Here is a 23,842-nt window from a genome sequence, read left to right on the forward strand (position 1 = left end):
ACCAGCTATCGGGTGACATGATCATGAAGCCATTCGAAGCCCCACTTGCGGACATCTTATTCACGTTGAACCACGTAGTCCGGGCCACCGAGCTTCCAGATTGGGACGCTGACCTTGCTGGTGAGATCGGCAAACATTTTGCCGCCTTCGCACAAGGTGAAATTGCCCCGCTGGACGAGCCGGGAGACAGGCAGGGATGCTCGCTGGAAAACGGTCGCGTATCCATGCCTGCCGGCTTTGCCCAAGTTTATGCAACGTATTCGGAACAGGGCTGGCCCTCGCTCACCGTGCCTGGAGAATATGGCGGTCAAGGGCTTGGTGCCCTGATACTGGCCATAACGTCCGAGGTATTTTCGGGCGCAAACCACAGCCTTCAGATGGTTACTGGGTTGGTTCCGGGCGCGGTGCGTACCTTGTTGCGCTTTGGCACGAAAGATCAGCAGTCCCGTTACATTCCCTCTCTGGCCTCGGGTGAAACTCTGGCCACCATGTGCCTGACCGAACCCGGGGCCGGGTCTGACCTTTCTCGCGTGCGCTGCCGGGCGGAACCTGCTGAAGATGGCTGGAAGATCACGGGAGAAAAAATCTTTATCTCTGGCGGTGACCAGGACATGAGCGATCATATCCTGCATCTTGTGCTTGCGCGCACGTCCGATGAAGGCGTCAGAGGTTTATCGCTGTTTCTATGCCCCAGCACCTGCACTGACGGCAGCCATAACCACGTTACCGTAACGCGCATCGAGAAAAAGATGGGCCTGCATGCCTCACCCACGTGCCAGCTGGCATTTGATGGGGCCAAAGCTGAACTGATCGGGGCCGAGGGTGAAGGTCTGATGGCCATGTTCACCATGATGAACCACGCCCGGCTTGATGTCGCCCTACAGGGCGTCGCGCACACCGCGCGGGCTTATGACATTGCCAGTACTTATGCCAGTGAAAGGGTACAGGGACGCAATCCCGACGGTCAACCGGCAACACTGGATCAACATGCCGACATCCGCCGCATGCTGGATCAAATCGATTGGCTGGCGGTCAGTAGCCGCAGTCTTGCACATCTTGCATTTGTCACCATGGAACGGGGCACATCGCCTGACCTGGTTGATTTTCTGACCCCGGTTGCCAAGGTCTATTGCACCGAAGCCGGTATCAAGGCCGCCGAATTGGGTATGCAGGTACTGGGCGGCTATGGCTATTTGCGCGAATACCGGCTGGAGCAGACCTATCGTGATGCCCGAATTACCTCGATTTACGAAGGGGCCAACGGCATACACGCGCGTATGCTGGCAACACGTCTGGCCGCAGGGCCTGCGGGCGACGCCTTTGCCGAATTTGTTTCACAACAAGCCGAGCATTGGACATGCAATGCGATTTCGGACGCACTGAACACTTGGCAATCCGCTCGCCGAAAGCTGAAACAGGGTGACAGCGCGGCGATGGCGCATGGGTTCATGCAAACGACGATTGATACCGCTCTGATCTGCCTACGGGCGCGGCTGCGCAACGCCGCGAGCCTTCATCCATCCCCGAAACGGATCAAACGCATTTGCGGTTGAGGCTTGATCCACACGCGCCGATTATCGACAACCATTTCCCGCCACCAATCGGACTGAAAGGCACACAACATGACAGATCCAAAAGTGCTTATCGCGGGTGGTGGAATTGCCGGGTTGTCACTGGCACTGACACTGCATCAGATTGGCATCGACTGCACCGTCTTTGAAAGCGTTCGGCAACTGCGCCCGCTGGGTGTCGGAATAAACCTGCAACCCAACGCCGTGCGCGAGTTGTACGATCTGGGTTTCACGGCTCAGGATCTGGACGGGTTCGGCGTCCCTGCGCAGGAATGGGCGCTTGTCGGGTTGAACGGGCGCGAGATTTACTCGGAACCGCGCGGAATTTTCGCCGGTTACAACTGGCCGCAATACGCAGTACATCGCGGCGCGTTTCACATGGCGCTTTACCAGCGGTTTATCGAACGCGCAGGCCCGGATGCCGTGCGCCTTGGGTCTCGGGCCACGGGGTACCAGACCAATGCGGACGGGACGGTTACAGTGCGGCTGCAAACTGATAAAGGGGCCACCCACGAAACGGGTGCCATTCTGATCGGCGCCGACGGTATCCATTCAGCCATCCGCGCCCAAATGCATCCAAGCCAACCTCCGATCCATTGGGGAGGTGCCGTCATGTGGCGCGGCACATCATTGGCAAAGCCTGTGCGCACGGGCTCCTCATTCGTCGGACTGGGTACGCATAAGAAACGTATGGTGATCTATCCAATCTCGCACCCCGACCCCGGAACCGGCTTGGCGCTGATAAACTGGATTGCCGAAGTCACTTACGATGACCCGGCCGCGCATGCGGCAACCGGGTGGTTCCGGCAGGTCGAGGCCAAGGATTTCGCGCACAACTTTGACGGATGGACCTATGACTGGCTGGATGTTCCTGCCCTGATCCGCGGTGCGGATGTGACATATGAAAACCCGATGATCGACCGCGATCCGGTTGAAACGTGGGTTGACGGGCCGGTTGCCTTGATCGGAGACGCCGCCCATCCGATGTACCCCACCGGTTCGAATGGGGCCAGCCAGGCGATCATGGACGCCCGCGTTTTGGGGGCCAGTCTGCTTAAGCATGGCGTGGGTCCAACCGCGCTGGCGGCTTATGATGACACGCTGTGCGGTCCGGTGTCAGACCTTGTCCTTCGCAATCGGGGTGCCGGGCCTTTTGGCCTGTTGAATGTGGTCAACGACCGCTGTGGCGGTGTTTTCGACGATATTGAAACGGTCATTCCCTTGGCTGAAAGGGCCAGTTTCATGGCCAAATACAAAGCTGCCGCCGGTTTCGCGCGTGATGCCCTGAACAGCGCACCGCCAACGATTGCGCCCGGCTCGCAACTTGTGCGGCAGGCATGATGTAAAAGCCTTCGGGGATTGAACATCTGCACCCATGAAAACACCGCTTCTCCGGACCTGTGTATCGCCCGCAAAATCACGCGCTGCCGTGAACGATTTTGCGGTACCACAGCTTGCCCCTCTGAATTTTCGTTTGTGGCGAAAGGACCAACAGCTAATCGGAAAGAATGCACCGGATCAAACCTGTCTGAACGCCAGACATGGTTTGATCGAAGAAAATTAATATCATTGCACCGTCTTCTCATGTTCAATTGCACGCAAAGCGACAGGGCCATTGAAAGGATTGAATATGCAGGATCATGGATATGCGTCAGGACGACTGAACCTACCTTTCGTTGGAATATCGACCTTTGGAAAATCTCCGTATGTCGAGGATTGGGACAAAATTGATGCGGATGTTTGTGTCCTTGGTGCCCCCTTTGATTTCGGCACGCAATGGCGCGCCGGGGCAAGGTTCGGACCTCGGGCCGTGCGCGAGGCTTCGACCCTGTTCAGTTTTGGACATGCCGGTGCCTATGACCACGAAGACGACGCAACCTATCTGGACAGTTCCGTGCGCATCGTGGATTTGGGGGATGCGGATATCGTCCACACAAAGACCGAGGTCAGCCATGAAAACATCGCCTATGGTGTCCGCAAAATCCTGACCGCCGGGGCGCTGCCGCTTGTGATCGGCGGCGATCACTCTGTCAACATTCCCTGCATTTCCGCGTTTGAAGATGATTGTGCACAAAACGGCCCGATCCACGTGGTTCAAATCGATGCGCATCTGGATTTCGTGGACGAGCGTCACGGTGTCACCAGTGGCCACGGCAACCCCATGCGGCGGGCGATCGAGAAAGACTATGTCTCAGGGATGACCCAATTGGGCATTCGAAACGTCTCGTCAACCGCCAAGGAAGGATACGAGGACGCACGCGCACGTGGATCAGACATCCTGTCCGTGCGTCAGGTGAAAAAGCTGGGAACCGGGGGCGTTCTTGAACGCATCCCAGAAGGTGCTCGGTATTATGTGACAATAGATATCGACGCCTTTTGCCCCTCTATCGCGGCGGGGACCGGGACGCCAAGCCATGGGGGATTTTTGTATTATGACGTTCTGGAAATCCTTCAGGGCCTCGCTAAACGCGGCAATGTCGTCGGCATCGACCTTGTCGAAGTGGCACCAGCCTATGACCCCAGCGAAAGCACGCAGATTTTGGCCGCGCAGCTATTGTTGAATTTCCTGGGTTTTATCTTTCACGAACGCGCCGGTCGCGAAAAATGAAGGGGGAGCGTTTGCTCCCCCTTCTTTGTATCAGGCACCGATGATGTTGTGGCCGGGCCCATATGGGAAGCCGGTGATGTTCTCGGCCCCGTCTTCGCCCACCACCAGAATATCATGCTCGCGGTAGCCCCCTGCACCGGGTTGCCCTTCGGGGATCCACAGCATGGGCTCGATTGAAACGACCATGCCAGGTTCCAGCACGGTGTCGATATCCTCGCGCAGTTCCAGACCGGCCTCACGCCCGTAATAGTGGCTGAGAATGCCGAACGAATGGCCATACCCGAACGAGCGGTATTGCAGCAGCCCCTCATCGGCAAAGAAACGGTTGATCTCGGCGGTGATGCCTGAACAGGTCGCACCGGGTTTGATCAGGCTCAGGCCCAGTTCATGGGCCGCCACATTGGCCTTCCAAAGGCGCAGGCTGTCAGCGTCCGGCTCGCCCAGAAACAGGGTACGTTCCAGCGCGGTGTAATAGCCCGAGATCATCGGGAAAGTGTTCAGCGACAGGATATCGCCTTTTTGCAGAGCGCGTTTTGTAACCGGGTTATGTGCGCCATCGGTGTTCAGCCCGGACTGGAACCAAACCCAGGTGTCGCGATATTCGGCGTCTGGATAAGCGCGCGCGATTTCCTCTTCCATTGCGTCACGGCCCGCCATGGCAATCTCGATCTCAGTTGCGCCTTCACGGATGGCGGCATGGATCGCCGCCCCGCCAACATCCGCGGTGCGTGCCCCACCCTTGATCAATTCAATCTCTTCATCGGATTTGACCATGCGCGCGGTCATTGTATCCGGCGCGATGTCAACCAGTTCGGGGGTACCCAGCATCCGCAGGGCGGTGTCGCGGGCGGCCAGCGCCATGTGGTCGCCTTCAATGCCGATCCGCTTGGCGTTGCCGATCAGACTTGCAACCGCACGCCAATAGTTGTCGCGCTTCCAGTCAGTATAAATCACGTTGTCTTCGACTGACCGGCGCCACGGTTGCCCGGCGTCGATGTTGGCCGAAATGGTGGTGCATGCCTCTTGGGTGACCACGCAGCCATACGGACGGCCAAAGGAACAATACAGAAAGCCCGAGTAGTAGGCGATATTTTGCATTGATGTCAGCAGAACCGCAGGAATATCACGTGCGGCCATAATGCTGCGAAGCCTGCTGAGACGGCGATCATACTCACCCTTGCTGAACGGCAAAGGCGCTTTGTCACCATTGTGACAGGTAAAGAATTCGGGGCGTTTTGTTGTGTCGGTCATCACTTGGTCTCTCATCTTTGCCGGGCGACAAATCCCGGCCACATGTCCCGGCGTTCAGGACAGGCGGTCTCGGGGTCCGAGAGCCGATCATCCCCTTAAACGCCGCGACGCCATCGCAGCGGAGATGAACACGAGAATCGTTAGATCAGACAGAATGCTCCGTCAAGCGGGTGAAAGCCCCCGCAAACGTTCGGACCGACGACGCAGCAACTCAACCGTGGTCAGTAACGCAATCGACAGAACCACAAGGATCGTCGCAACCGCCAGAATGGTCGGGCTAATCTGTTCCCGCAGGCCCGTGAACATCTGCCACGGCAGAGTCTTCTGACTGGCCGAGCCCACGAACAGAACCACCACAACTTCGTCGAACGAGGTGATGAAGGCGAACAGACCACCCGAAATCACACCCGGCAGGATCAGCGGCATCTGGATCTTGAAGAAGGTCCGCACCGGCCCTGCCCCCATGTTGGCAGCCGCACGCGTCAGTGAACGATCAAAGCTCACAAGCGTGGCGGTCACAGTGATGATCACGAACGGGATACCCAGTACGGCGTGCGCCAGGATGACTTTCAGATAGCCCACAAAGTTCTTGTTCATGCCCAGGGTCCCTTCAAGGAACCGACCGATATCGCTGTAGAAAAAGAACATGCCAGTGGCCGAGATGATCAGCGGAACGATCATCGGCGAAATCAGGATTCCCATGATAGCACGGCGGCCGGGGACGTGGCTCTGGCTGAGGCCAATGGCCGCCAAGGTGCCAAGCGAGACCGAGATGATTGTGGCAATCGGGGCAATGATCAGCGAGTTCTTGAAGCTGCGTTGCCATTCATTGTTGGTAAAGAAATCGCGGTAGTGCTTCAGCGAATACCCTTCAGGGTCAAGCCGCAACATCTCGGGCGTGAAGGTAAAAAAGTCCTGTGCGTTGAACGACAGCGGCAAGACCACAAGGATCGGTGTGATCAGGAAGACAAAGATTGCACCGCAGATCACCCGGAACAGGTAGTGGTAAAACACCTGCTGCGCGGTCAGGTACGGCAACAGCTTGCGCCGGTATCGCCCTTCGTACAACCAATAAGTAAACCAGGCGAAGAACCAGCCCCCCAGCAGGCCAAGTACTCCCCCCATTGGGCCGGACATCAAAAAGCCCGCGATGCCAAAGCCGAGGATATTGATCCAGCGGGCCAACTGCTCATTCTTTAGAATGTTGATGTAAGTCCATGCCAGTCCGGCAATCACGATGGCACCGCCCACGATCCCTAGCAGGACCGAGCCGTTTCCGGCGCCGACAAAGATACCAGCGAACGCTCCGGCCAATGCAACGCTGGGCAGAACCATCGACATAGGTTTACGGGATATCGGAGTAAGTGCGGCCATGTCGATTATCCCAGCTTCACGTTATCAATGCCCACGATCTTGTCGTAGACCCAGTAGAGCAGCAGAACGACCGCCAGAAGTATCGTTCCCAGCGCCGCCGCCAGTCCCCAGTTCAGTGAGGACGAGATGTGATAGGCGATCCGGTTCGAGATGAAGACACCTTTGGTACCGCCCACGATTTCAGGCGTGATGTAGTAGCCAATCGCCAAAATGAACACGAGGATTGAACCCGCGCCGATACCCGGAATGGATTGAGGGAAGTAGATGCGCCAGAACGTCGTCCAGTTGGTCGCACCCATGGATTTCGCGGCACGCGTGTAGGATTCCGGAATGGTCTGCATCACCGAATACATGGGCAGGATCATGAATGGCAGCAGGATATGCGTCATTGCGGTGATCGTACCGATCTGGTTATTGATGATCACCAGTCGCGCATCGTCAGCCACTAACCCCAGCCAGACCAGCGTTTCGTTGATCACGCCTTGCTGTTGCAGCATCACCTTCCACGCCGACGTCCGCACCAACAGTGACGTCCAGAACGGCAGAAGCACAAGGATCATCAGCAGATTTGAGACACGCATCGGCAACGTCGCCAGCAAATAGCTGACCGGATAAGCCAGCAGGATACAGGCACCCGTTATTACCAGAGACATAAACAGCGTTCGACCGAACAGCTTAACAAGGATTTGCTTGTCTTCGGGTTGTGCCTGCGCGCCGTCGGGGGTTCTGCGCATATCTACCGCGTTCAGAAAATACCCGTTGGTGATCTTCGGCGAATGGGTTTTGATCACGCGCCACGTTTGTGTATCGCCCCATCCGTCGTGAATATCTATTAGTTGCTCTTTAAACGGACCATCCGTTTCAGGATCCAGTTTCTTGATCTGACGACCTGACTTGCGGAACATCGAAGACATACCGGTTTCTTCGTAGTTCAAACGCGAACCAAGCCGTGTGTGCTCTTTATTGTCAATCGCAACAATCATGTCCCGCACAAAGGCATCATACACGCCCTCGCCCGGCAATTCTCCAGACTGTTCATCCCAGTTTTGAAGCGCCTCGACGGTAAGAGGCAGAGTGTCAGAGACGATGTTGTTTTCTACTGAACGGAATAGCATCGCAGCTATTGGAACAATAAAGGAAAACAGAACGAACAGAAGCAAAGGAGCGATCAACAGCAAGGCACGCAGCTTTTGCCGCCGCAACGAGCGTGCCAGCGATAGCTTGAGCGGTGTTCCATCCGCTGCCAGCATGGGTCCGGCATTTTGGCTTGCGTCAGTCATTGGAGCCCCTTGGATCTGTCTTGGTTCAGGGGCGGCGCACCGCCCCCGACTGTGTCATGAAATCAGACGCTCATTGCGCCAGCCACGCCTGGAATTTGGCGTCGATGTCATCACGGTAATCCGCCCAGAACTCGTAGTTATACAAGAACGTGTTCTTGGCGTTTTCCGGATCGGTCGGCATATGCGGGGCCATGTCGATCCCCAGATCGGCGTGCTGACCAACCAGCGGAGCCGACGAGGCGCGGGCCGGACCGTACGAGATGTACTTGGCCTGATCCGCCAGACGCTGAGTGTCGGTTGCGAACATGATATAGTCCAGCGCGCGCTGCTTGCGCTCATCGCTCAGACCGGCAGGAATGATCCAGCCATCCAGATCGAACACCTGCGCGTCCCACAGCATTGCAACCGGCTGTTTCTGCTCTTCAATCACGCTGAAGAGACGGCCGTTATAGGTCGAACCCATGATGACTTCGCCGTCAGCCAGCAGTTGTGGCGTGTCCGCACCAGCAGACCACCAGACAACGCTGTCTTTGATGGTGCCCAGCTTGGCCAAGGCCTGATCCTGACCTTCCGAAGTCGCCAGAACGTCATAGACATCATCCTTGGCGACACCATCACATAGCAGCGCCCATTCCATGTTGTTGATCGGACGCTTCTCCAGCGAACGTTTGCCCGGATAGGTTTCCAGGTCGAACACTGCACAGATGTCGGTCGGCGGGGTGTCACCGACCAGATCAGTGCGGTAGCCGAATGTGGTCGAATAAACGATCTGCGGGATAAAGCAGTCGCTGACCAGCAGGTCGCCGAAATCCTCAGAGGCGGGCGTGCCATCCGGAGCTGCGGCCAACTGGCTGTCGAAATCGATCTCGAGGGCCAGACCTTCGTCGCAAAGACGGATCGCGTCAGCGGCCACAACATCTACCACATCCCATGTGATGTTGCCCGCTTCGTTCATTGCGCGCAGTTTGGCAACGGCTTCGGCCGAGCTGTCATCGTTCAGAATGGTGATGCCGGTCTTTTCCGAATAGGGCTCGTGATACGCCTTCAACTGCGACTTTGAATAGGCACCGCCCCAGGAAACGATGGTCATCTCCTCGGCTGAAACAGTGCCCGCAGCCGTCGCAATCGCAGCCGCAGTGAGCATGATCTTGGTTGGTTTCATGTGTTACTCCCAGTTCATCCCGTTTTATGTGGTGGTCAGCCGATGCACGGGTTTTCACCGGCCGGTCCCTCAGCTTAACCGCGCTTGTCCCGCGCGGTTTGGTCTATGCGTCGAGCGCACGACAATCCTGTGCCAGCCAGCCGATCTCGATCTCTTGACCCGGGGTCAGGCGTACGGCGTCAGGCGCATTTCGAGTTTTGGCGATGAATTCGTTGTTTCCGGCAACGGACATGCGGAACCGGAATACGTCGCCCATGTAAATAAACTCTTCGACCCTTGCTTTCAAAGTATGCGCGTCAGCATGCAGTCGGTCTTTGTTGAATTCCACACGTTCAGGGCGGATCGAAACTTTGGTCCGGTCGCCTGCATTGTGGACGTTGATCGGAACCGCATCAATTTCCGAGCCATCATCCAGACGTACGACGCAAGTGTCGCCGTCAATTGATTTAACAACACCTTCCAACGTGTTGTTTTCACCTATGAATTGCGCAACAAAACTGTTTTCCGGCTCTTCGTAAAGCTGATCAGGCGGCGCCAGCTGTTGAATGCGGCCGTCATCAAATACAGCCACCCGATCTGACATGGTCAGCGCTTCGGTCTGGTCGTGGGTCACGTAGACTGTTGTGATCCCAAGCTCATGGGCCAGACGCGTGATTTCGAACTGCATATGTTCACGCAGCTGCTTGTCCAATGCCCCCAATGGCTCATCCATCAAGACCAGTTCGGGTTCGAATACCAAGGCACGAGCCAGAGCAATCCGCTGTTGTTGCCCGCCCGACAGCTGAGCAGGACGTCGGCCACCAAAGGCGCCCATCTGAACCATATCCAGTGCGCGCTTGACCTTTTCATCCCGCTCCGACTTGCCCAACTTACGGACTTCCAGTGGGAACGACAGGTTTTCGGCCACCGTCATATGCGGGAACAAAGCGTAGTTCTGAAAAACCATGCCAATACCGCGCTTGTGCGGCGGGATATTGTTGATGGGCTTGCCGCCCAAGAGGATTTCACCGTGCGTGGCGGTTTCAAATCCGGCGAGCATCATAAGGCAAGTCGTCTTGCCCGAGCCTGACGGCCCAAGCATTGTCAGAAACTCACCTTTGGGCATTGCAAGGTTTAAGTCTTTTACGACGAGGTTCTCGCCGTCATAAGACTTCTGTACGCGTTGGAATTCGACAAACGCGGCGTCGTTCATTGTATCGGCCACAAGACCCCCTGTTACGTCAAATGATTATCCGTCTTCTGCGGATTTCATTGATCTGTAGCCGTTAGTTAAGACCAAGCGATGTTCACATTGCAACAGTGAATCCTGATTTTGTTACACAATATCGGGATTTAACAGCTCACCCGGCTTCGTTCAGAGCACGCATATGCCACGCAAGACTTTGATTACTGGACAGAACCGGCTTGCCGATACGCGCGCGAATCTCGGGAATAGCCTGTTGCGTGCGAAGGTTTGTGCAACTTAAAAAAACCGCATCAACCGACGGGTCCGAGCCCAGTTTTGTGGCAGCGTCAATGACGGATTGCACCGAAATCCGAACAACTTTGGCCTCTTCTGATTCCCCGAATGTCCCAAAAACATCCATCTCCACTCCGCCTTGGGCAAAGGCCCGGCGCAGGGGAAGGTTTACCTCTTCAATATAGGGCGACAGCAGCGCGAATTTCGAAACGCCCAAGTGTCGCGCACAGGCCGTTGCCGCACGCAAAGGGTTTGTAACCTCGGCGGTCTGGCATGTCTGTTTGACAAGTTCTGCCACGCGGTCGGACCCGATAACCGAGCTTGCAGACGTGCACCCGTACCCGACAACGCGATAAGGTCGCGCGCTGGGCAGCAATCCGGCGGCGGCCGGCAGCGCCTTCTCCATTTCCGCAAGGCTTTCCTTCGTCACCTCGATTCCGCTGGGAATTCGCGTCACGTAGATTGGATACTTGCGGTCCGAAAAATACGAGCTGAATTCGGGCTCCAACGTTTCATCTGTCTGCAACACGATCAGACCAAGCGGGGTGGCCTTGGGATCGTCTTCATCAAGAGCGTAATGGATCCGGGTCATATCTCGATCACCTCTGGCCCGATGCGTGGGCTTAGAAAACGTGGGGTGCCCTCGGTGATGACAATGTTTTCTTCATGGACAAGTATTTTTGCACCAACGGCGATGCCCGGCTCCAAAGTCAAAACCATGCCGGGTTCCAGCACGGTCTGGTCTGCCGGGATAAGGGACGGCCACTCTGTCAGTGACATCCCCAACCCATGACCCAACCGCCCCGCATCTGTGCCTTCCGCCTCTTTGGTCAGAACCGTGTTCATGGCATGAAACAAATCCGAGGCAGTAGCACCGGGCCGTGCGATCTCGAGCGCGGCATCCGAGGCTTCTACCAGTCTGGCGTGCGCTGATTTCACCTCGGGCCGGGCTGGGCCGACGGACCAATTGCGATCAAAATCACAGAAGTAGCCATCCCAAACCAGACCTGTATCCAGCATAAGCACGTCGCCAGGTTCCAACGGCGCCGAAGTTGCAGGTGATATTACATCACTGTAACCGCCCTGCTCTGCCCCGCCTGCAAGATACGGCACCCAATCGGCCCCTTCCTCAAGGCAGAGCATCTGGAACCGGCGAAAAACCATGTCCAAAGGCACTCCTGCGCGGGCAACCTCGGGCACGCGGGCGAACGCGCGTCCAGCGATATCGCAGGCTGTTTGGATCTTCGCAATTTCAGCCTCGGATTTGACCATGCGCAACCGGCGCAGGATACCCTGATCACCGGTAATGCGACGCGAACCGAGAGCGCCGCGCAAGCGTTCAATGTCCGCCATGGGCATCCGCACATGTGTCTCATGACCATCCGGCACCCCGATATTGCCCGAAACGGGCGTCAGTTCGGCCAGGACGTCGGCCAGAAGCGAGATACCGTCGTCCTGCAAGTCGGGCGCACTCCAGGTTCGGATGTCATCGATCCAGGTCTGCCCCATGAGCGCGGCCCCGATCGAAGGGATCACGGCCACCGGTTTGCCCGCGGCAGGCACGACCAGAAACCATGGCCGGGTTGGGCTTTCCCAAAATCGGGTGAGATAGCCGGTAAAGTAGCGCACATCAGTTTCTGTCGTCAGCAGCAGCGCCGATAAATCCGCGACTCGCATCAACTCCTGCGCGCGTTTGGTACGCGCCTCGAATTCTGCCTGATCGAACCCCCTCATTCCGCGATCTCCGACAGAAAGCACAAAACGCGTGAGTGTTCGTCGATCCCTATGGCTTTCCGCGCGGTTTCGTTCATCACTGCCGCAAGGCCTGCCCCGCCGGACGCCGTGGTGGCCAGCCCGGCCTTTGCCATTGCGTCAAGCTTTGCCGCCACATCGTCGTCTGACAGGGTCAGGAACAGGTCTGCGTCGCGAGCCAATCCGTTTAACGCGATCAACGATGGTTCCTTGCAGTCCAGACGCCCCATAATGCTGTCAGGGCCATCCGCGAAAACACATTTTCCGGCGGCTAAGCTGGCCTGCAACGCGGGTGCCGCTTCGGGTTCAACCACAACGATCTTCGGTGCGTCGCCCCAGATGTTTCGTGCATAGGCAGCAACGGCACCGGCCAGCCCGCCCACGCCTGCCTGCAACAGAATATGCGTCGGAACCTCGGGACACTGCCTGACAGCCTCTGCCGCCATTTGCAGATAGCCTTCCATAAGCGTCCATGGCAGGTCATAATATCCTTCCCACGAACTGTCCGACAGCAATATCCAACCGTTTTCGTCGGCAGCCATTCTCGCGGCCTCCATGCTGGCGGCATAGTCAGCACCACTTCGAACAACTTCGGCTTTTTGGCCTTTGAGACGTTCCGCAAAGGTTTCGGGCACAGTTTCAGCAATGTAAACAACAGCTTTCGCACCGAAAATTCTGGCACCCGCCGCAACACTCATGCCGTGGTTCCCGGCGCTGGCGGTCACATAGGTTGCGCCTGCCAGAGTTTGTTCACCCGGCTCACCTGTCCTCTCGGCCGCATGACGCGCAATTACATAGGCCGCCCCTAAAGCTTTGAACGAACCAAGGTTCATCCGCGCCCGCTCATCCTTCACCCAAAGCTGGGCTACAGGGGCCAGTTTCCCAACATCCACCAATGGCGTTTCTTTCGCGACAGGGCACTGAGAAAGCAAATCTTCAACACGGGCAGCATTTGTAGAAGGATACGGCGCAGACGGTGCAAGCTTTTGGCCCGCCCGATGTGGATTGGTGATGACCTGCATACTTCTCCCCTGAGTTTAGGCCCGTTGACGTGATCCCATCGGTGGAACACTGTCAACCAACGTCTGACGTCAATCAGGGACGTTGACGGTATTCGAGGCCTGTTCTGCAACCAACGCCAACAGCCAGTCGTGAAACAGCCGGGCAGCCGGATTGGCAGCGTTGGACGAAAGGTAGTACCCTTCGTTGCTGTCCACCGAACATTCATGCACGCGTACGACCAGACCCGCGGCAATCGCATGGGTCGTCAGTAATTCGCTGACCAAGGCGACACCGCTACCATGAACGGCCAGTTGCAGGGCCATCCCAAATGTATCGACAAAAACACCGGGTTGGCGGCGCAAGCCCTGTTTTTCAAACCATGTGCCCCACCCACTTGATGTCCCGACAGCCTCGATCAGCGGCAGGTCAAACACGTCTCCTGCGACTGCAGGGGATTTCACAGCAACCAGCCGGTCAGGTATCAGTCGGACAGCGCCATGCCCTACCTGTTTCTTTGACCCGAACCGAACCTGAACATCAGCGTGAGACGCGTGGAAATCATCGGGCCAGATCGCACTGAGAAGCCGAACGCGTACTTCAGGATGGCGTCTGGTAAAATCTGACAGGTATGGGGCAATAACCCAATGAGCGATGCTAACAGACGTGGCGACAGTCAAGATGTCTCCGGAGGCACTGGCGTCCACGCGCCCGGCAGCCGCGGCAAGCGCTTCAAGCGCGCTGCCAACCTCGGGCAATAGTTTACGCCCCGCATCCGTCAGCGCCAAGCTTCTGGGGTGCCTCACAAAAAGAGCTGTCCCCAAACGCATTTCGAGCGATTTCACCTGCTGACTGACCGCCGATTGCGTCAACCCAATCTCTTCGGCAGCCGCCGTAAAGCTAAGGGTTCGTGCTGCTGCTTCGAAGGATCGGATCCATGTCAGCGGTGGAAGAGATTTGCCCATTTGATCAAGCTGTCCATTAGTCTTTTTAATGGCAAAGCACATAATTCAATCATTTGTCAAAAACCCTGTCCGTTTTTAACGTTTGCGAGCGCGACAGGAGAGCTTTGATGCAACCGGAAATACGTAAGATTGTCACCTACGATGAGGAGGTCCTTGTCGAGGGCTTCCAAGCCGCCAAAACCCCATGGCGCATGTTTGCCGTGGCCGCAGTGGTTCACAACCCCTGGGCAGGACGGTTTGTGGAAGACCTTAAACCCGAGATACAAGCCTATGGCCCTGTTCTGGGTGAGATGATGACGAAACGCATGATCAAACTGGCCGGGAGTGGAGAGGCAATCGAAGCCTATGGCAAAGCCGCTGTGGTCGGGCTGAATGGTGAGGTCGAGCACGCTTCGGGCCTTATTCACACCTTGCGATTTGGTAATCACTACCGAGAGGCCGTCGGCGCGAAATCCTATCTGGCGTTCACCAACACACGTGGCCCGGCAAACGCACCGATCATGGTGCCGTTGATGGATAAAAACGATGCTGGGCGGAGGTCGCACTACCTGACAATTCAGTTCTCGATTTCTGACGCACCGCGCGATGACGAAGTTGTGGTCGTATTAGGCGCAGCAACCTCGGGCAGACCGCACCACCGTATCGGTGACCGCTATCAGGATCTTAAGGATTTGGGCCATGACCTGGACAACCCGGCCGCGGTCTGAGATCGGCGGGCTGGCGGCCATCCAGACCGGTTCGGGTCAGAATATCCTTCTGTTGCATGGTGTTGGCTTGCGGGCTGAAGCCTGGGGCGCGCAATTGGACGGGCTGGCTTCTGAAGGTTGCATGACCGCTCCGGACATGCCCGGACATGGAAACAGCCCTTTGGCTGACATGAGGTTGGGGTTGTCGGCGTACACCGAAGCGGCACGGGGTGTTCTGGACTGCCTGAGTGGTCCGGTCGTTTTGGTGGGCCACTCGATGGGGACCATGATCGCGCTGGATCTTGCCGCCAAAGCGTCAGACCGGGTATGTGGGATCGTCGCATTGAACGCGGTTTTTGAGAGAGACGCGAATGCGGCACAGACCGTGCGCGACCGTGCGGCGCAGCTGGATGGCAAGACGATCGCTGATCCCACCAGCACATTGCATCGATGGTTCGGAGACGTCGCCTCGGCCGAGCGCGATGCCTGCCGTAGTTGGCTGACGGCGATGGACCCGGCTGCGTATAAAACGGCCTATTCCGTCTTCGCCCACAGTCAGAGCCCTCAGCGCGACGCGTTGGAGAAACTAAGCTGCCCGGCGCTTTTTCTAACCGGCAGTCTTGAACCCAATTCGACCCCGGAGATGTCACGCGCCATGGCGGACACCGCAATGAACGGACGCGCGCAAATCATTGAAGGCGCTGCACATATGATGCCAATGACGCATGCACCTCAGGTCAACGCCGCCATTTCCAGCTTTCTGAGTGAGCTGCGCCAATGACCGCGCTTGATCCTCGTGACCTTCGTCGTGCTTTTGGACGGTTCATGACCGGTGTGACGGTTGTGACGACGCGCGATGACACAGGCAATCCACTCGGCTTCACGGCCAATTCCTTCACTTCGGTTTCTCTCGACCCGCCGCTGCTTTTGGTTTGTCCGGGAAAAAACCTGTCTTCTTATCACGAATTCGCAACCTGCGCCCGTTTCGCGGTGAACATTCTGGCCGAGGGGCAGGAAGATGTATCCAATACGTTTGCCGGGTTCAAAGGTGATCGATTTGCCAAAGTCGATCACTGCTTTGATACGCACGACGTCCCTTTGATCAGAGGGGCAGTCGCAACGTTTTCCTGCCGTACTCATCAGGTTGTCGAAGCCGGGGACCATTGCGTTTTGATCGGTCAGGTCGAAACGTATTCTCAGGACGATGCCCCCGGGCTTGGCTATGCGAACGGGCAGTATTTCAGCCTCGGGCTGGAACGTGGCGCGCTGGAACCATCCGGGCGAAACGTGGTCTGCGGCGCAATCATCGAACAGGACGGGCACGTCTTGCTGGAGAGAACAGAAGCCGGTTTCCGTCCGCCGCAAGTCACGCTGTCAGATCGGCAAGATTTGCGAAACAGCCTTGTGCAAGACCTGACGGCTAAAGGTGTCGATGCACGCCTTGGGGTTGCGTATTCCGTCTATGACGATGCCAACACGCATCATGTTTACATTCTTGCGTCTGCGCCGTCCCTGCCCCGGCATGGCACGCTTCAGGAGATCGCAATCAAAGAACTGGCGACCCTGCCATACGCGTCAGCACCCATCGCCACAATGATGGCTCGTTTTGCGCTGGAAAGCCGAACCCGCAATTTCTCGCTTTATCTGGGTGACGCCCAGCGGGGCGATGTGCACAGCCTGTCGGAAAGGACCTGAAGAATGGAGTTTTCCCTTTTTGCCCATATGGAACGGCTGGGCCCCGAAGAGCCGCATGAGAAATTGTATGAAGAGTTCATCGAGCTGTGCAAGATGGCGGATCAGGCAGGGATGCGTGCGGTCTGGACTGGCGAACATCACGGGATGGATTTCACCATCGCACCCAACCCGCTGATGTCGCTGGTGGATATCGCGCATCATACCAAAAACGTGCGCCTTGGCACCGGCACTGTGATCGCGCCGTTCTGGCATCCGATCAAACTGGCGGGCGAAGCAGCCGCAGCGGATATCATGACCGGAGGCCGGATCGAGCTGGGCATAGCGCGCGGGGCCTACTCTTATGAATACGAGCGGCTTATGCCCGGTCTGGACGCATGGACCGCCGGTCAGCGAATGCGAGAGATCGCTCCTCTGCTGCCCAAATTGTGGGAAGGCGACTGCACGCATGACGGAGAGTTCTTTCAGTTTCCCGCCACCAGTTCGGCCCCAAAGCCAGTGCAACCCGGCGGGCCGCCCATCTGGATTGCCGCGCGGGATCCGAACAGCCACGAGTTCGGCGTTCAGAACGGGTTCAACATTCAGGTCACCCCGCTGTGGCAAGGTATCGAAGAAATTGAGACACTGATGACCCGTTTTGAGACCGCCTGTGCCAATCACGGCGGAGCGCGCCCGAAGATCATGCTGCTTCACCACACCTATGTCGGGCGCGATGACACTGAACTGGATCAGGCTGCGCGGGATTTGTCCCGGTTTTACAACTATTTCGGCGCGTGGTTCCAAAACAAGCGACCAGTCCGACAGGGATTGATTCAGGCGCTAACCGAAGAAGAAATGGCAGCCAACGCAATGATGGCACCCGAAAATCTGGCGCGCGATCTGACAATCGGCACGGCGGACGGGGTAACAGAACGTCTGAAACGCTATGAAGACCTTGGATATGATGAATACTCGTTTTGGATCGACAGCGGCATGAGCTTCGAACGCAAACGCGCTTCGCTTGCCCGTTTCATCGACGATGTAATGCCAAAGTTTCAGTGAGGGGCCGCAATGCACCAGAAGCCACATTACCAGCTATTTATCGACGGCGCTTGGACCGAAGGGGCACGTGGGCAAGTGATGGCCTCGTTGAATCCGGCAACGGGCGAGGAATGGGCCAGTTTCGCCTGTGCCGCAGCCGAAGACGTAGAGCGCGCCGTTTCTGCAGCGCGCCGGTCACTTGATGATCCGGCGTGGCGGGACATGACGCAAACTGCACGTGGCAAACTGTTGTTCCGGCTTGCAGAACTGATCGAACAGAACGCAGGACGCCTTGGCGAGATCGAGACGAAGGACAGTGGTAAGCTACTGGCGGAAACCGCGACCCAAACGGCATATGTCGGCGATTACTACCGCTACTATGCGGGGTTGGCGGACAAAATCGAAGGCGCGGTCCTGCCGATCGACAAACCGGACATGCATGTCTTTACGCGGCGCGAGCCCATTGGCGTGGTGGTCGCAATTGTCCCCTGGAACGCGCAGATGTTTCTCACGGCTACCAAGCTTGGGCCAGCTCTGGCCGCGGGGTGCTCTGTTGTGCTGAAGGCGTCAGAGGTTGCGCCCGCCCCAATGCTGGAATTTGCCCGCTTGATCGACAAAGCGGGATTCCCACCCGGCGTCGTTTCCGTCATTACCGGGGACGCAGAAAACTGTGCGATCCCTCTCACCCGACATCCTGACGTAGACCGGATCGCATTCACTGGCGGCCCGGAAACGGCGCGTCATGTGGTGCGCAACTCGGCTGAGAACTTTGCCGTAACCACGTTGGAATTGGGTGGAAAATCCCCGATCATAGTATTCGATGATGCCAATCTGGATGGTGCGGCCAACGGACTGATCGCGGGCAATTTCGGCGCCTCAGGTCAAAGCTGCGTCGCAGGATCGCGCGGGCTGATCCATCGTCCTCTTATGGAATCTCTTATCGCCAAAATCGAAGAAAAGATGACGGGTATAGTCATCGGCGATCCATTGGAACCTGAAACCCATATTGGCCCGCTGTGCACCAATGCCCAGATTGTCAGAATTCAGGCGACACTGGCCAAGGCCAGGGAACAGGGTGCCCGTATTCGTTTCGGGGGCGCGCCACTGGATCGGTCAGGTCATTTCATGGCCCCAACGCTGGTGGAATGCGCCAGTGCCGAGACAGAGACTCTGAAAGTGGAAATGTTCGGCCCCGTCATGTCATTGCTGCCCTTCGACACCGAGGAAGAGGCAATCACACTGGCCAATGACACACCGTTCGGGCTTGGCTCGGGTATCTTCACCGAAAATGTCGCCCGTGCTCACCGTGTTTCATCCCGCCTGAAATCGGGCATCTGCTGGATCAACACCTACCGCGCGGTCTCACCCATCGCGCCCTTTGGCGGCTTCAATCAATCCGGTTATGGCAGGGAAGCGGGAATAGAGGCCATTCACGATTACACGCGGACCAAGACCGTTTGGCTGAATACATCGGACAAACCGATGTCGAACCCCTTTGTTATGCGCTGAGGTGATCTACACCACGATCAGCATAACCCAAGGGGCGCTTATCTGAATGCGGCGGCTCCTGTTACTCTGCCGCCGTTCTCACCCTCTCCGGCGCGGTCAACCGCTGCCAAGCGTCGTACTGGGCCAGAAAGATCTGCCCGTTGAGGTCGTCGAGGAAATGCGATTGTTTCAAGCGGTCCATGACGGGGCCTTTGACTTCGGACAGGTGCAGACCAACGCCCATGTCACGCAGGCGGTGGTTGATGGCCTCAAGGCTTTCGAGGGCCGAAAAGTCGACTTCGTTCACCGCTGAGAACATCAAAACCACGTTGCGGATTTCGCAGCCCTCGGTCACACGCGCCTGAATCAGGTCTTCGAGAAAACGGGCGTTCACGAAATACAGGCTTTCATCCACCCGCAGTGTCACAAGTGACGGCTCGGTGTCGACTTTGTGGCGATTGATGTTACGGAAGTGTTGCGTACCCGGCACAAGCCCGACCTCGGCCACATGCGGGCGCGAGGTTTTGTAGAGATGCAGAAGGATCGAAATCGCCACGCCGCTGGCCACGCCAGTTTCGACCCCGGCCAGCAAAGTCAAAACGATGGTGGCGGCTACGGCGGTAAAATCGGCGCGCGAATATCCCCAGGTCTTTTTCAGGATCGACAGGTCCACAAGGCTCAGCACCGCAACAATGATCGTCGCGGCCAGCGTGGCCTTGGGCAAAAAGTACACCAGCGGTGTCAGGAACAGCGCGGCAATCGCCAGACCACCAGCGGTATATATGCCTGCCGCCGGGGTTTCCGCCCCCGCATCGAAGTTCACGACCGAGCGTGAGAACCCGCCGGTGACCGGAAAGCCGCCGGTAAATGCCGCGCCCAGGTTGGCTGCGCCCAGACCGATCAACTCCTGATCGGGGTCCACGCGCTGGCGTTTCTTGGCAGCCAGCGTCTGCGCAACCGAGATGCTTTCGACAAAACCGATGATCGAGATCAGGATCGCAGGCACCAGCAATGCACCGATGAGGTCCGAGGACAGCCCCGGCAAAGTCAGTGGCGGCAGGTTCTGAGGCACGTCGCCGACGATCTTGACGCCCTGCGCATCCAGCCCGAACCCCCAGACGACAACTGTGGTCACCACCACGGCAGCAACTGGTCCGGCCTTGGTCAGCACGTCAGCCAGCAGGGGCGTCACCCCCATGCGCCGCAACGCGGGTTTGAGGTTCTTGCGCACCCAAAACAGGAACGCAGTGGCCAGCACGCCGATGATTACCGTCAGCCAATTGGTCTGCCCAAGGTTTTCGAAGATTGAGCCCAGCATCCCCGGCAGGGTATGCCCATGGGCGCTGACACCCAGAATGTGTTTTAACTGGCTGGTCGCTATCAGGACACCCGACGCGGTAATGAAGCCTGCGATGACAGGATGGCTGAGGAAATTGGCCAGAAAGCCCAGTCGAAAAACGCCCAGCAGCACCAGAAACCCACCCGACAGGAAAGCCAGTGTCAGTGCCGCCACCATGTATCCAGCTGTGCCCTGCTCGGCCACCTGCCCCACGGCGCTGGCTGTCAGCAGCGACACAACCGCCACCGGCCCCACCGCCAACGCCCGGCTGGTGCCAAAAACTGCATAAAGGATGATCGGTAGAATCGAAGCATAGATCCCGGCCTCAGGCGGCAACCCTGCCAGCAAGGCATAGGCCAAGGACTGTGGGATCAGCATGATCGTGACGATCACGGCTGCGATCAGATCATTCGACAGCGACGCACGGCTATACTGGGGACCCCAGTCCAGAATAGGAAGGAAACGTAAAAGGCTCTGCATGGGTTCACGTCCTGAGAAAGCGGCGGCCTGTTGCACATTTGGCGGAGGCGGGACAGGCCAGAACTGACACCGGTTCTTCCGGTGTCAGTTTCGCAGGGAGTTAATCGGTCGCCACCTTCAGTGGTTCGGGCTTGGCCAACCACTCTTTGCCCTTCAGCATCGCAGACCAGTAGATCGGGGGCAGCAGCTTCTCTTTCAACAGCCACGCCAACCGGCTGGGTTTGGTTCCGTCGATCAGAAATTTCGGGAAGCTGGGCGTCATCACCCCACCATAGGCGAACTCGGCCAGAACGATCTTGCCACGCTCGACCGTCAACGGGCACGAGCCGTAGCCGTCATAGGCGGCAACCGGGCCGCGGCCCTGAATGTCTGCCACGATATTATCGGCCACGGTCGGTGCCTGTTTACGCGCCGCCGCTGCGGTTTTGGCGTTGGGCGCGTTCATCACGTCGCCCAGCGACCAGATATTGTCAAAGTTCTTGTGGCGCAGTGTCGCCTGATCAACATCGACCCAGCCCGCCGCGTCCGCCAGCGGCGACACGCGAATAAAGTCCGGCGCGACCTGTGGCGGGCAGACATGCATCATGTCAAACTCGACTGTGACCAAATCCGGCTCGGCGTCGGGCACTGCAACCTTAAAGGTCGCTTTTTTCGCCGCCCCATCTACCGACACCAGATTGTGAAAGAAATTCAGCGAGGCGTCGTATTTTCTGACGTATTCCATCAGCGCCGGGACATAGTCCTTGACCCCGAACAGCACACCGCCAGCGTTCATGAACTGGATGTCGATATCCTTCAGAACACCGCGCCGGAACCACGCATCGCCCGACAGATATAGGGCTTTTTGTGGCGCACCCGCGCATTTGATCGGCATCGGCGGCTGCGTGAACAGCGCCCGGCCCTCCTTAAGCCCTTCGACAAGCTGCCAGGTGTAGGGCGCCAGGTCATAGCGGTAGTTCGAGGTCACCCCGTTGCGGCCCAAGGTTTCTTCCAGCCCTTCGACCGCGCTCCAGTCCAGCTTGAGCCCCGGAGACACGACAAGACGGTCGTATTTCACCACGCGACAGCCATCCAGAATAACGGCATTGTTCAGCGGCTCGAAGGCAGCAACTGCCGCCTTGATCCACTTAACAGCGCGCGGAATCAGGGATCCCATCGTCTTGGCGGTCTGTTCTGCGGAGAAGACACCCCCGCCCACCAAAGTCCAGCCGGGCTGATAATAATGCACGTCAGACGGATCAATGATGGCGATCGACAGGTCGGATTTGCGCGCGTGCAGGCTGGCCGCAGTGGCAATACCGCCAGCCCCACCGCCCACGATAACCACGTCGAAGGATGCGTCGCCCGTGTCGGTCGGCGTTTTCCCACCATTGGCAATGCGGCGGGCGACGCCGCTCATGTCATAACCGGCGACCTTGGTGGCAGACAGGATTTCGGATACCGGACGCTTGTGCGCCGCCTCTTTCAACGACCACAAAGTGGCCGAGCGCGTGCCGGTCCGGCAATAGGCCAGAACCGGACCCGGCAACTCGGTCAGCGCGCTGCCAAAGGCCTCGGCGTCCTCGTCCCTGACGATCCCGGTTTGCACTGGAACATAGCGCACCTCGAGACCCAGTTTTTCCGCAGCTACCTCGATCTCCTCAAAAGTCGGCTGATCGGCACCTTCGCCATCGGGGCGGTTGCAAATGATGGCACGAAAGCCCGCGCCTTTTATAGCCTCGATGTCACTTGGCGTAATCTGCGGCGACACCGAAACTGCGCCTGATATCTTTCTGATGTCCATGGGTGCCTCTTGCGTTCAGAGCTTGTTGACTGGGACTTTGAGCATCTGGTTCCCGTCCTGGTCCGTTGGAATGCCGCCCGCCCGGATGTTGACCTGAATCGAGGGTACGATCAGCGTCGGCATTGCCAGCGTCGCGTCGCGCTCGGACCGCATTTTGATGAACTCGTCCCTTGTCTTGCCGCCGCCCACGTGAATGTTGTGGGCCTTCTCCTCGGCCACCGTGGTTTCCCACTGGATGTCACGCCCGTTGGGACCATAATCGTGACACATGAATAGCCGGGTTTCGTCCGGCAGGCTGAGCACCTTGTGAATCGAGTCATATAACGTCCCCGCGTCGCCCCCGGGGAAATCGGCCCGCGCCGAGCCACCGTCAGGCATGAACAACGTGTCGCCCACAAAGGCTGCATCCCCGACAACATGCACCATGCAGGCGGGTGTGTGGCCCGGCGTATGCATGGTAAAGGCGGTCATGTTGCCGATCTTGTAGGTCATGCCATCGACGAACAGGGCGTCAAACTGGCTGCCGTCCCGCTGAAACTCGGTGCCTTCATTGAAGATCTTGCCAAACACGTCTTGCACGATCTTGATGTTTTCACCGATGCCGATCTTGCCGCCCAGCTTTTGCTGGATGTAAGGCGCGGCTGACAGGTGGTCGGCATGGGCGTGGGTCTCAATGATCCATTCCAGCTTGAGGCCCCTCTTCTCTACCTCGGCAATCAGCATGTCGGCATGGCCAAACGTAATGCGGCCAGCGGCATAATCGATGTCCATGACACTGTCGATAATCGCACAGGCATTCGAGGTCGGGTCCGCAACAATATAACTGATCGTCGCCGTCGCCTCGTCGTAAAAACCCTGAACATCGGGCTTCACGCTCAGATCAACTGGGTAGCTTCCAATCGGCTTCGCTATCGCGTCGGCCATCTTTTGGTT

General features: G+C 57.6%; 20 protein-coding genes. 8 read left to right on the forward strand and 12 right to left on the reverse strand.

Annotated features, from left to right (window positions below; all coding sequences use genetic code 11):
* Positions 1 to 23 precede the first annotated feature (23 nt).
* The 3 genes from ACR0DS_RS00945 (at position 24) to speB (ending at position 4,179) form a co-directional block, all read left to right on the forward strand.
* A complete protein-coding gene (locus tag ACR0DS_RS00945; RefSeq protein WP_480557399.1) occupies positions 24 to 1,553 on the forward strand; it encodes an acyl-CoA dehydrogenase family protein in 1,530 nt (509 codons plus the stop codon).
* A 69-nt stretch (positions 1,554 to 1,622) separates the two neighbouring features.
* Positions 1,623 to 2,912, forward strand: coding sequence for a flavin-dependent oxidoreductase (locus tag ACR0DS_RS00950; RefSeq protein ID WP_480557401.1), 1,290 nt, complete (start codon positions 1,623 to 1,625; stop codon positions 2,910 to 2,912).
* 289 nt (positions 2,913 to 3,201) lie between these two features.
* Positions 3,202 to 4,179 (forward strand): agmatinase, encoded by a 978-nt coding sequence (speB, locus tag ACR0DS_RS00955; RefSeq protein ID WP_480557403.1) that lies wholly within the window; start codon positions 3,202 to 3,204, stop codon positions 4,177 to 4,179.
* A gap of 30 nt (positions 4,180 to 4,209) precedes the next feature.
* On the opposite strand, the gene ACR0DS_RS00960 is transcribed toward speB, so the two are convergent.
* The 9 genes from ACR0DS_RS00960 to ACR0DS_RS01000 form a co-directional block, all read right to left on the reverse strand.
* Positions 4,210 to 5,430, reverse strand: coding sequence for an aminopeptidase P family protein (locus ACR0DS_RS00960; protein WP_480557405.1), 1,221 nt, complete (start codon positions 5,428 to 5,430; stop codon positions 4,210 to 4,212).
* A gap of 162 nt (positions 5,431 to 5,592) precedes the next feature.
* Positions 5,593 to 6,804, reverse strand: coding sequence for an ABC transporter permease (locus ACR0DS_RS00965; RefSeq protein ID WP_480537517.1), 1,212 nt, complete (start codon positions 6,802 to 6,804; stop codon positions 5,593 to 5,595).
* Between the two features lie 5 nt (positions 6,805 to 6,809).
* Positions 6,810 to 8,084, reverse strand: a complete 1,275-nt coding sequence (locus ACR0DS_RS00970; protein WP_209504364.1) for an ABC transporter permease — start codon at positions 8,082 to 8,084, stop codon at positions 6,810 to 6,812.
* 70 nt (positions 8,085 to 8,154) lie between these two features.
* Positions 8,155 to 9,246 carry an extracellular solute-binding protein gene (locus ACR0DS_RS00975; protein WP_480481704.1) on the reverse strand — a complete coding sequence of 364 codons (1,092 nt, stop codon included), beginning with the start codon at positions 9,244 to 9,246 and terminating at the stop codon, positions 8,155 to 8,157.
* A gap of 103 nt (positions 9,247 to 9,349) precedes the next feature.
* A complete protein-coding gene (locus ACR0DS_RS00980) occupies positions 9,350 to 10,450 on the reverse strand; it encodes an ABC transporter ATP-binding protein (protein ID WP_480557407.1) in 1,101 nt (366 codons plus the stop codon).
* A gap of 136 nt (positions 10,451 to 10,586) precedes the next feature.
* Entirely contained in the window at positions 10,587 to 11,297 is a 711-nt protein-coding gene (locus ACR0DS_RS00985; RefSeq protein WP_480557409.1) for a maleate cis-trans isomerase family protein, read from the reverse strand.
* The gene (locus ACR0DS_RS00990) at positions 11,294 to 12,439 is read right to left on the reverse strand and encodes a M24 family metallopeptidase (protein ID WP_480557411.1); all 1,146 of its coding nucleotides are present in this window, start codon (positions 12,437 to 12,439) and stop codon (positions 11,294 to 11,296) included. Before ACR0DS_RS00990 ends, ACR0DS_RS00985 begins: the two co-directional genes overlap by 4 nt.
* Positions 12,436 to 13,479 (reverse strand): pyridoxal-phosphate dependent enzyme, encoded by a 1,044-nt coding sequence (locus ACR0DS_RS00995; protein ID WP_480557413.1) that lies wholly within the window; start codon positions 13,477 to 13,479, stop codon positions 12,436 to 12,438. The genes ACR0DS_RS00990 and ACR0DS_RS00995 overlap by 4 nt, the downstream gene beginning before the upstream one ends.
* 69 nt (positions 13,480 to 13,548) lie before the next feature.
* Positions 13,549 to 14,421 (reverse strand): LysR family transcriptional regulator, encoded by an 873-nt coding sequence (locus ACR0DS_RS01000; RefSeq protein WP_480557415.1) that lies wholly within the window; start codon positions 14,419 to 14,421, stop codon positions 13,549 to 13,551.
* Between the two features lie 107 nt (positions 14,422 to 14,528).
* Here ACR0DS_RS01000 and ACR0DS_RS01005 point away from each other — a divergent pair, with 107 nt between their 5' ends.
* The 5 genes from ACR0DS_RS01005 to ACR0DS_RS01025 are packed head-to-tail and all read left to right on the forward strand — an operon-like array spanning position 14,529 to position 19,328.
* Entirely contained in the window at positions 14,529 to 15,128 is a 600-nt protein-coding gene (locus ACR0DS_RS01005) for an amino acid synthesis family protein (RefSeq protein ID WP_480481716.1), read from the forward strand.
* Positions 15,100 to 15,888 (forward strand): alpha/beta fold hydrolase, encoded by a 789-nt coding sequence (locus tag ACR0DS_RS01010; RefSeq protein ID WP_480481718.1) that lies wholly within the window; start codon positions 15,100 to 15,102, stop codon positions 15,886 to 15,888. Before ACR0DS_RS01005 ends, ACR0DS_RS01010 begins: the two co-directional genes overlap by 29 nt.
* Positions 15,885 to 16,802: a flavin reductase family protein gene (locus ACR0DS_RS01015; protein WP_480481720.1), complete on the forward strand. Its 918-nt coding sequence runs from the start codon at positions 15,885 to 15,887 to the stop codon at positions 16,800 to 16,802. The genes ACR0DS_RS01010 and ACR0DS_RS01015 overlap by 4 nt, the downstream gene beginning before the upstream one ends.
* 3 nt (positions 16,803 to 16,805) lie before the next feature.
* Positions 16,806 to 17,840, forward strand: a complete 1,035-nt coding sequence (locus ACR0DS_RS01020; protein ID WP_480557417.1) for an LLM class flavin-dependent oxidoreductase — start codon at positions 16,806 to 16,808, stop codon at positions 17,838 to 17,840.
* Positions 17,841 to 17,849: 9 nt separating this feature from the next.
* Positions 17,850 to 19,328, forward strand: coding sequence for an aldehyde dehydrogenase (locus ACR0DS_RS01025; protein ID WP_480537513.1), 1,479 nt, complete (start codon positions 17,850 to 17,852; stop codon positions 19,326 to 19,328).
* Positions 19,329 to 19,389: 61 nt separating this feature from the next.
* Here the strand turns inward: ACR0DS_RS01025 and ACR0DS_RS01030 are convergent, their stop codons facing one another.
* From ACR0DS_RS01030 to ACR0DS_RS01040, 3 genes are all read right to left on the reverse strand, one after another.
* On the reverse strand, positions 19,390 to 21,126 hold the full coding sequence (locus ACR0DS_RS01030) for a SulP family inorganic anion transporter (RefSeq protein WP_480557419.1): 1,737 nt from the start codon (positions 21,124 to 21,126) through the stop codon (positions 19,390 to 19,392).
* A gap of 100 nt (positions 21,127 to 21,226) precedes the next feature.
* Positions 21,227 to 22,909 (reverse strand): bifunctional protein tyrosine phosphatase family protein/NAD(P)/FAD-dependent oxidoreductase, encoded by a 1,683-nt coding sequence (locus tag ACR0DS_RS01035; protein WP_480557422.1) that lies wholly within the window; start codon positions 22,907 to 22,909, stop codon positions 21,227 to 21,229.
* 15 nt (positions 22,910 to 22,924) lie between these two features.
* Complete coding sequence (locus ACR0DS_RS01040; RefSeq protein ID WP_480476938.1) at positions 22,925 to 23,809, reverse strand: MBL fold metallo-hydrolase; 885 nt, start codon at positions 23,807 to 23,809, stop codon at positions 22,925 to 22,927.
* Positions 23,810 to 23,842 lie beyond the last annotated feature (33 nt).

This window comes from Ruegeria sp. AF5, assembly GCF_056541905.1.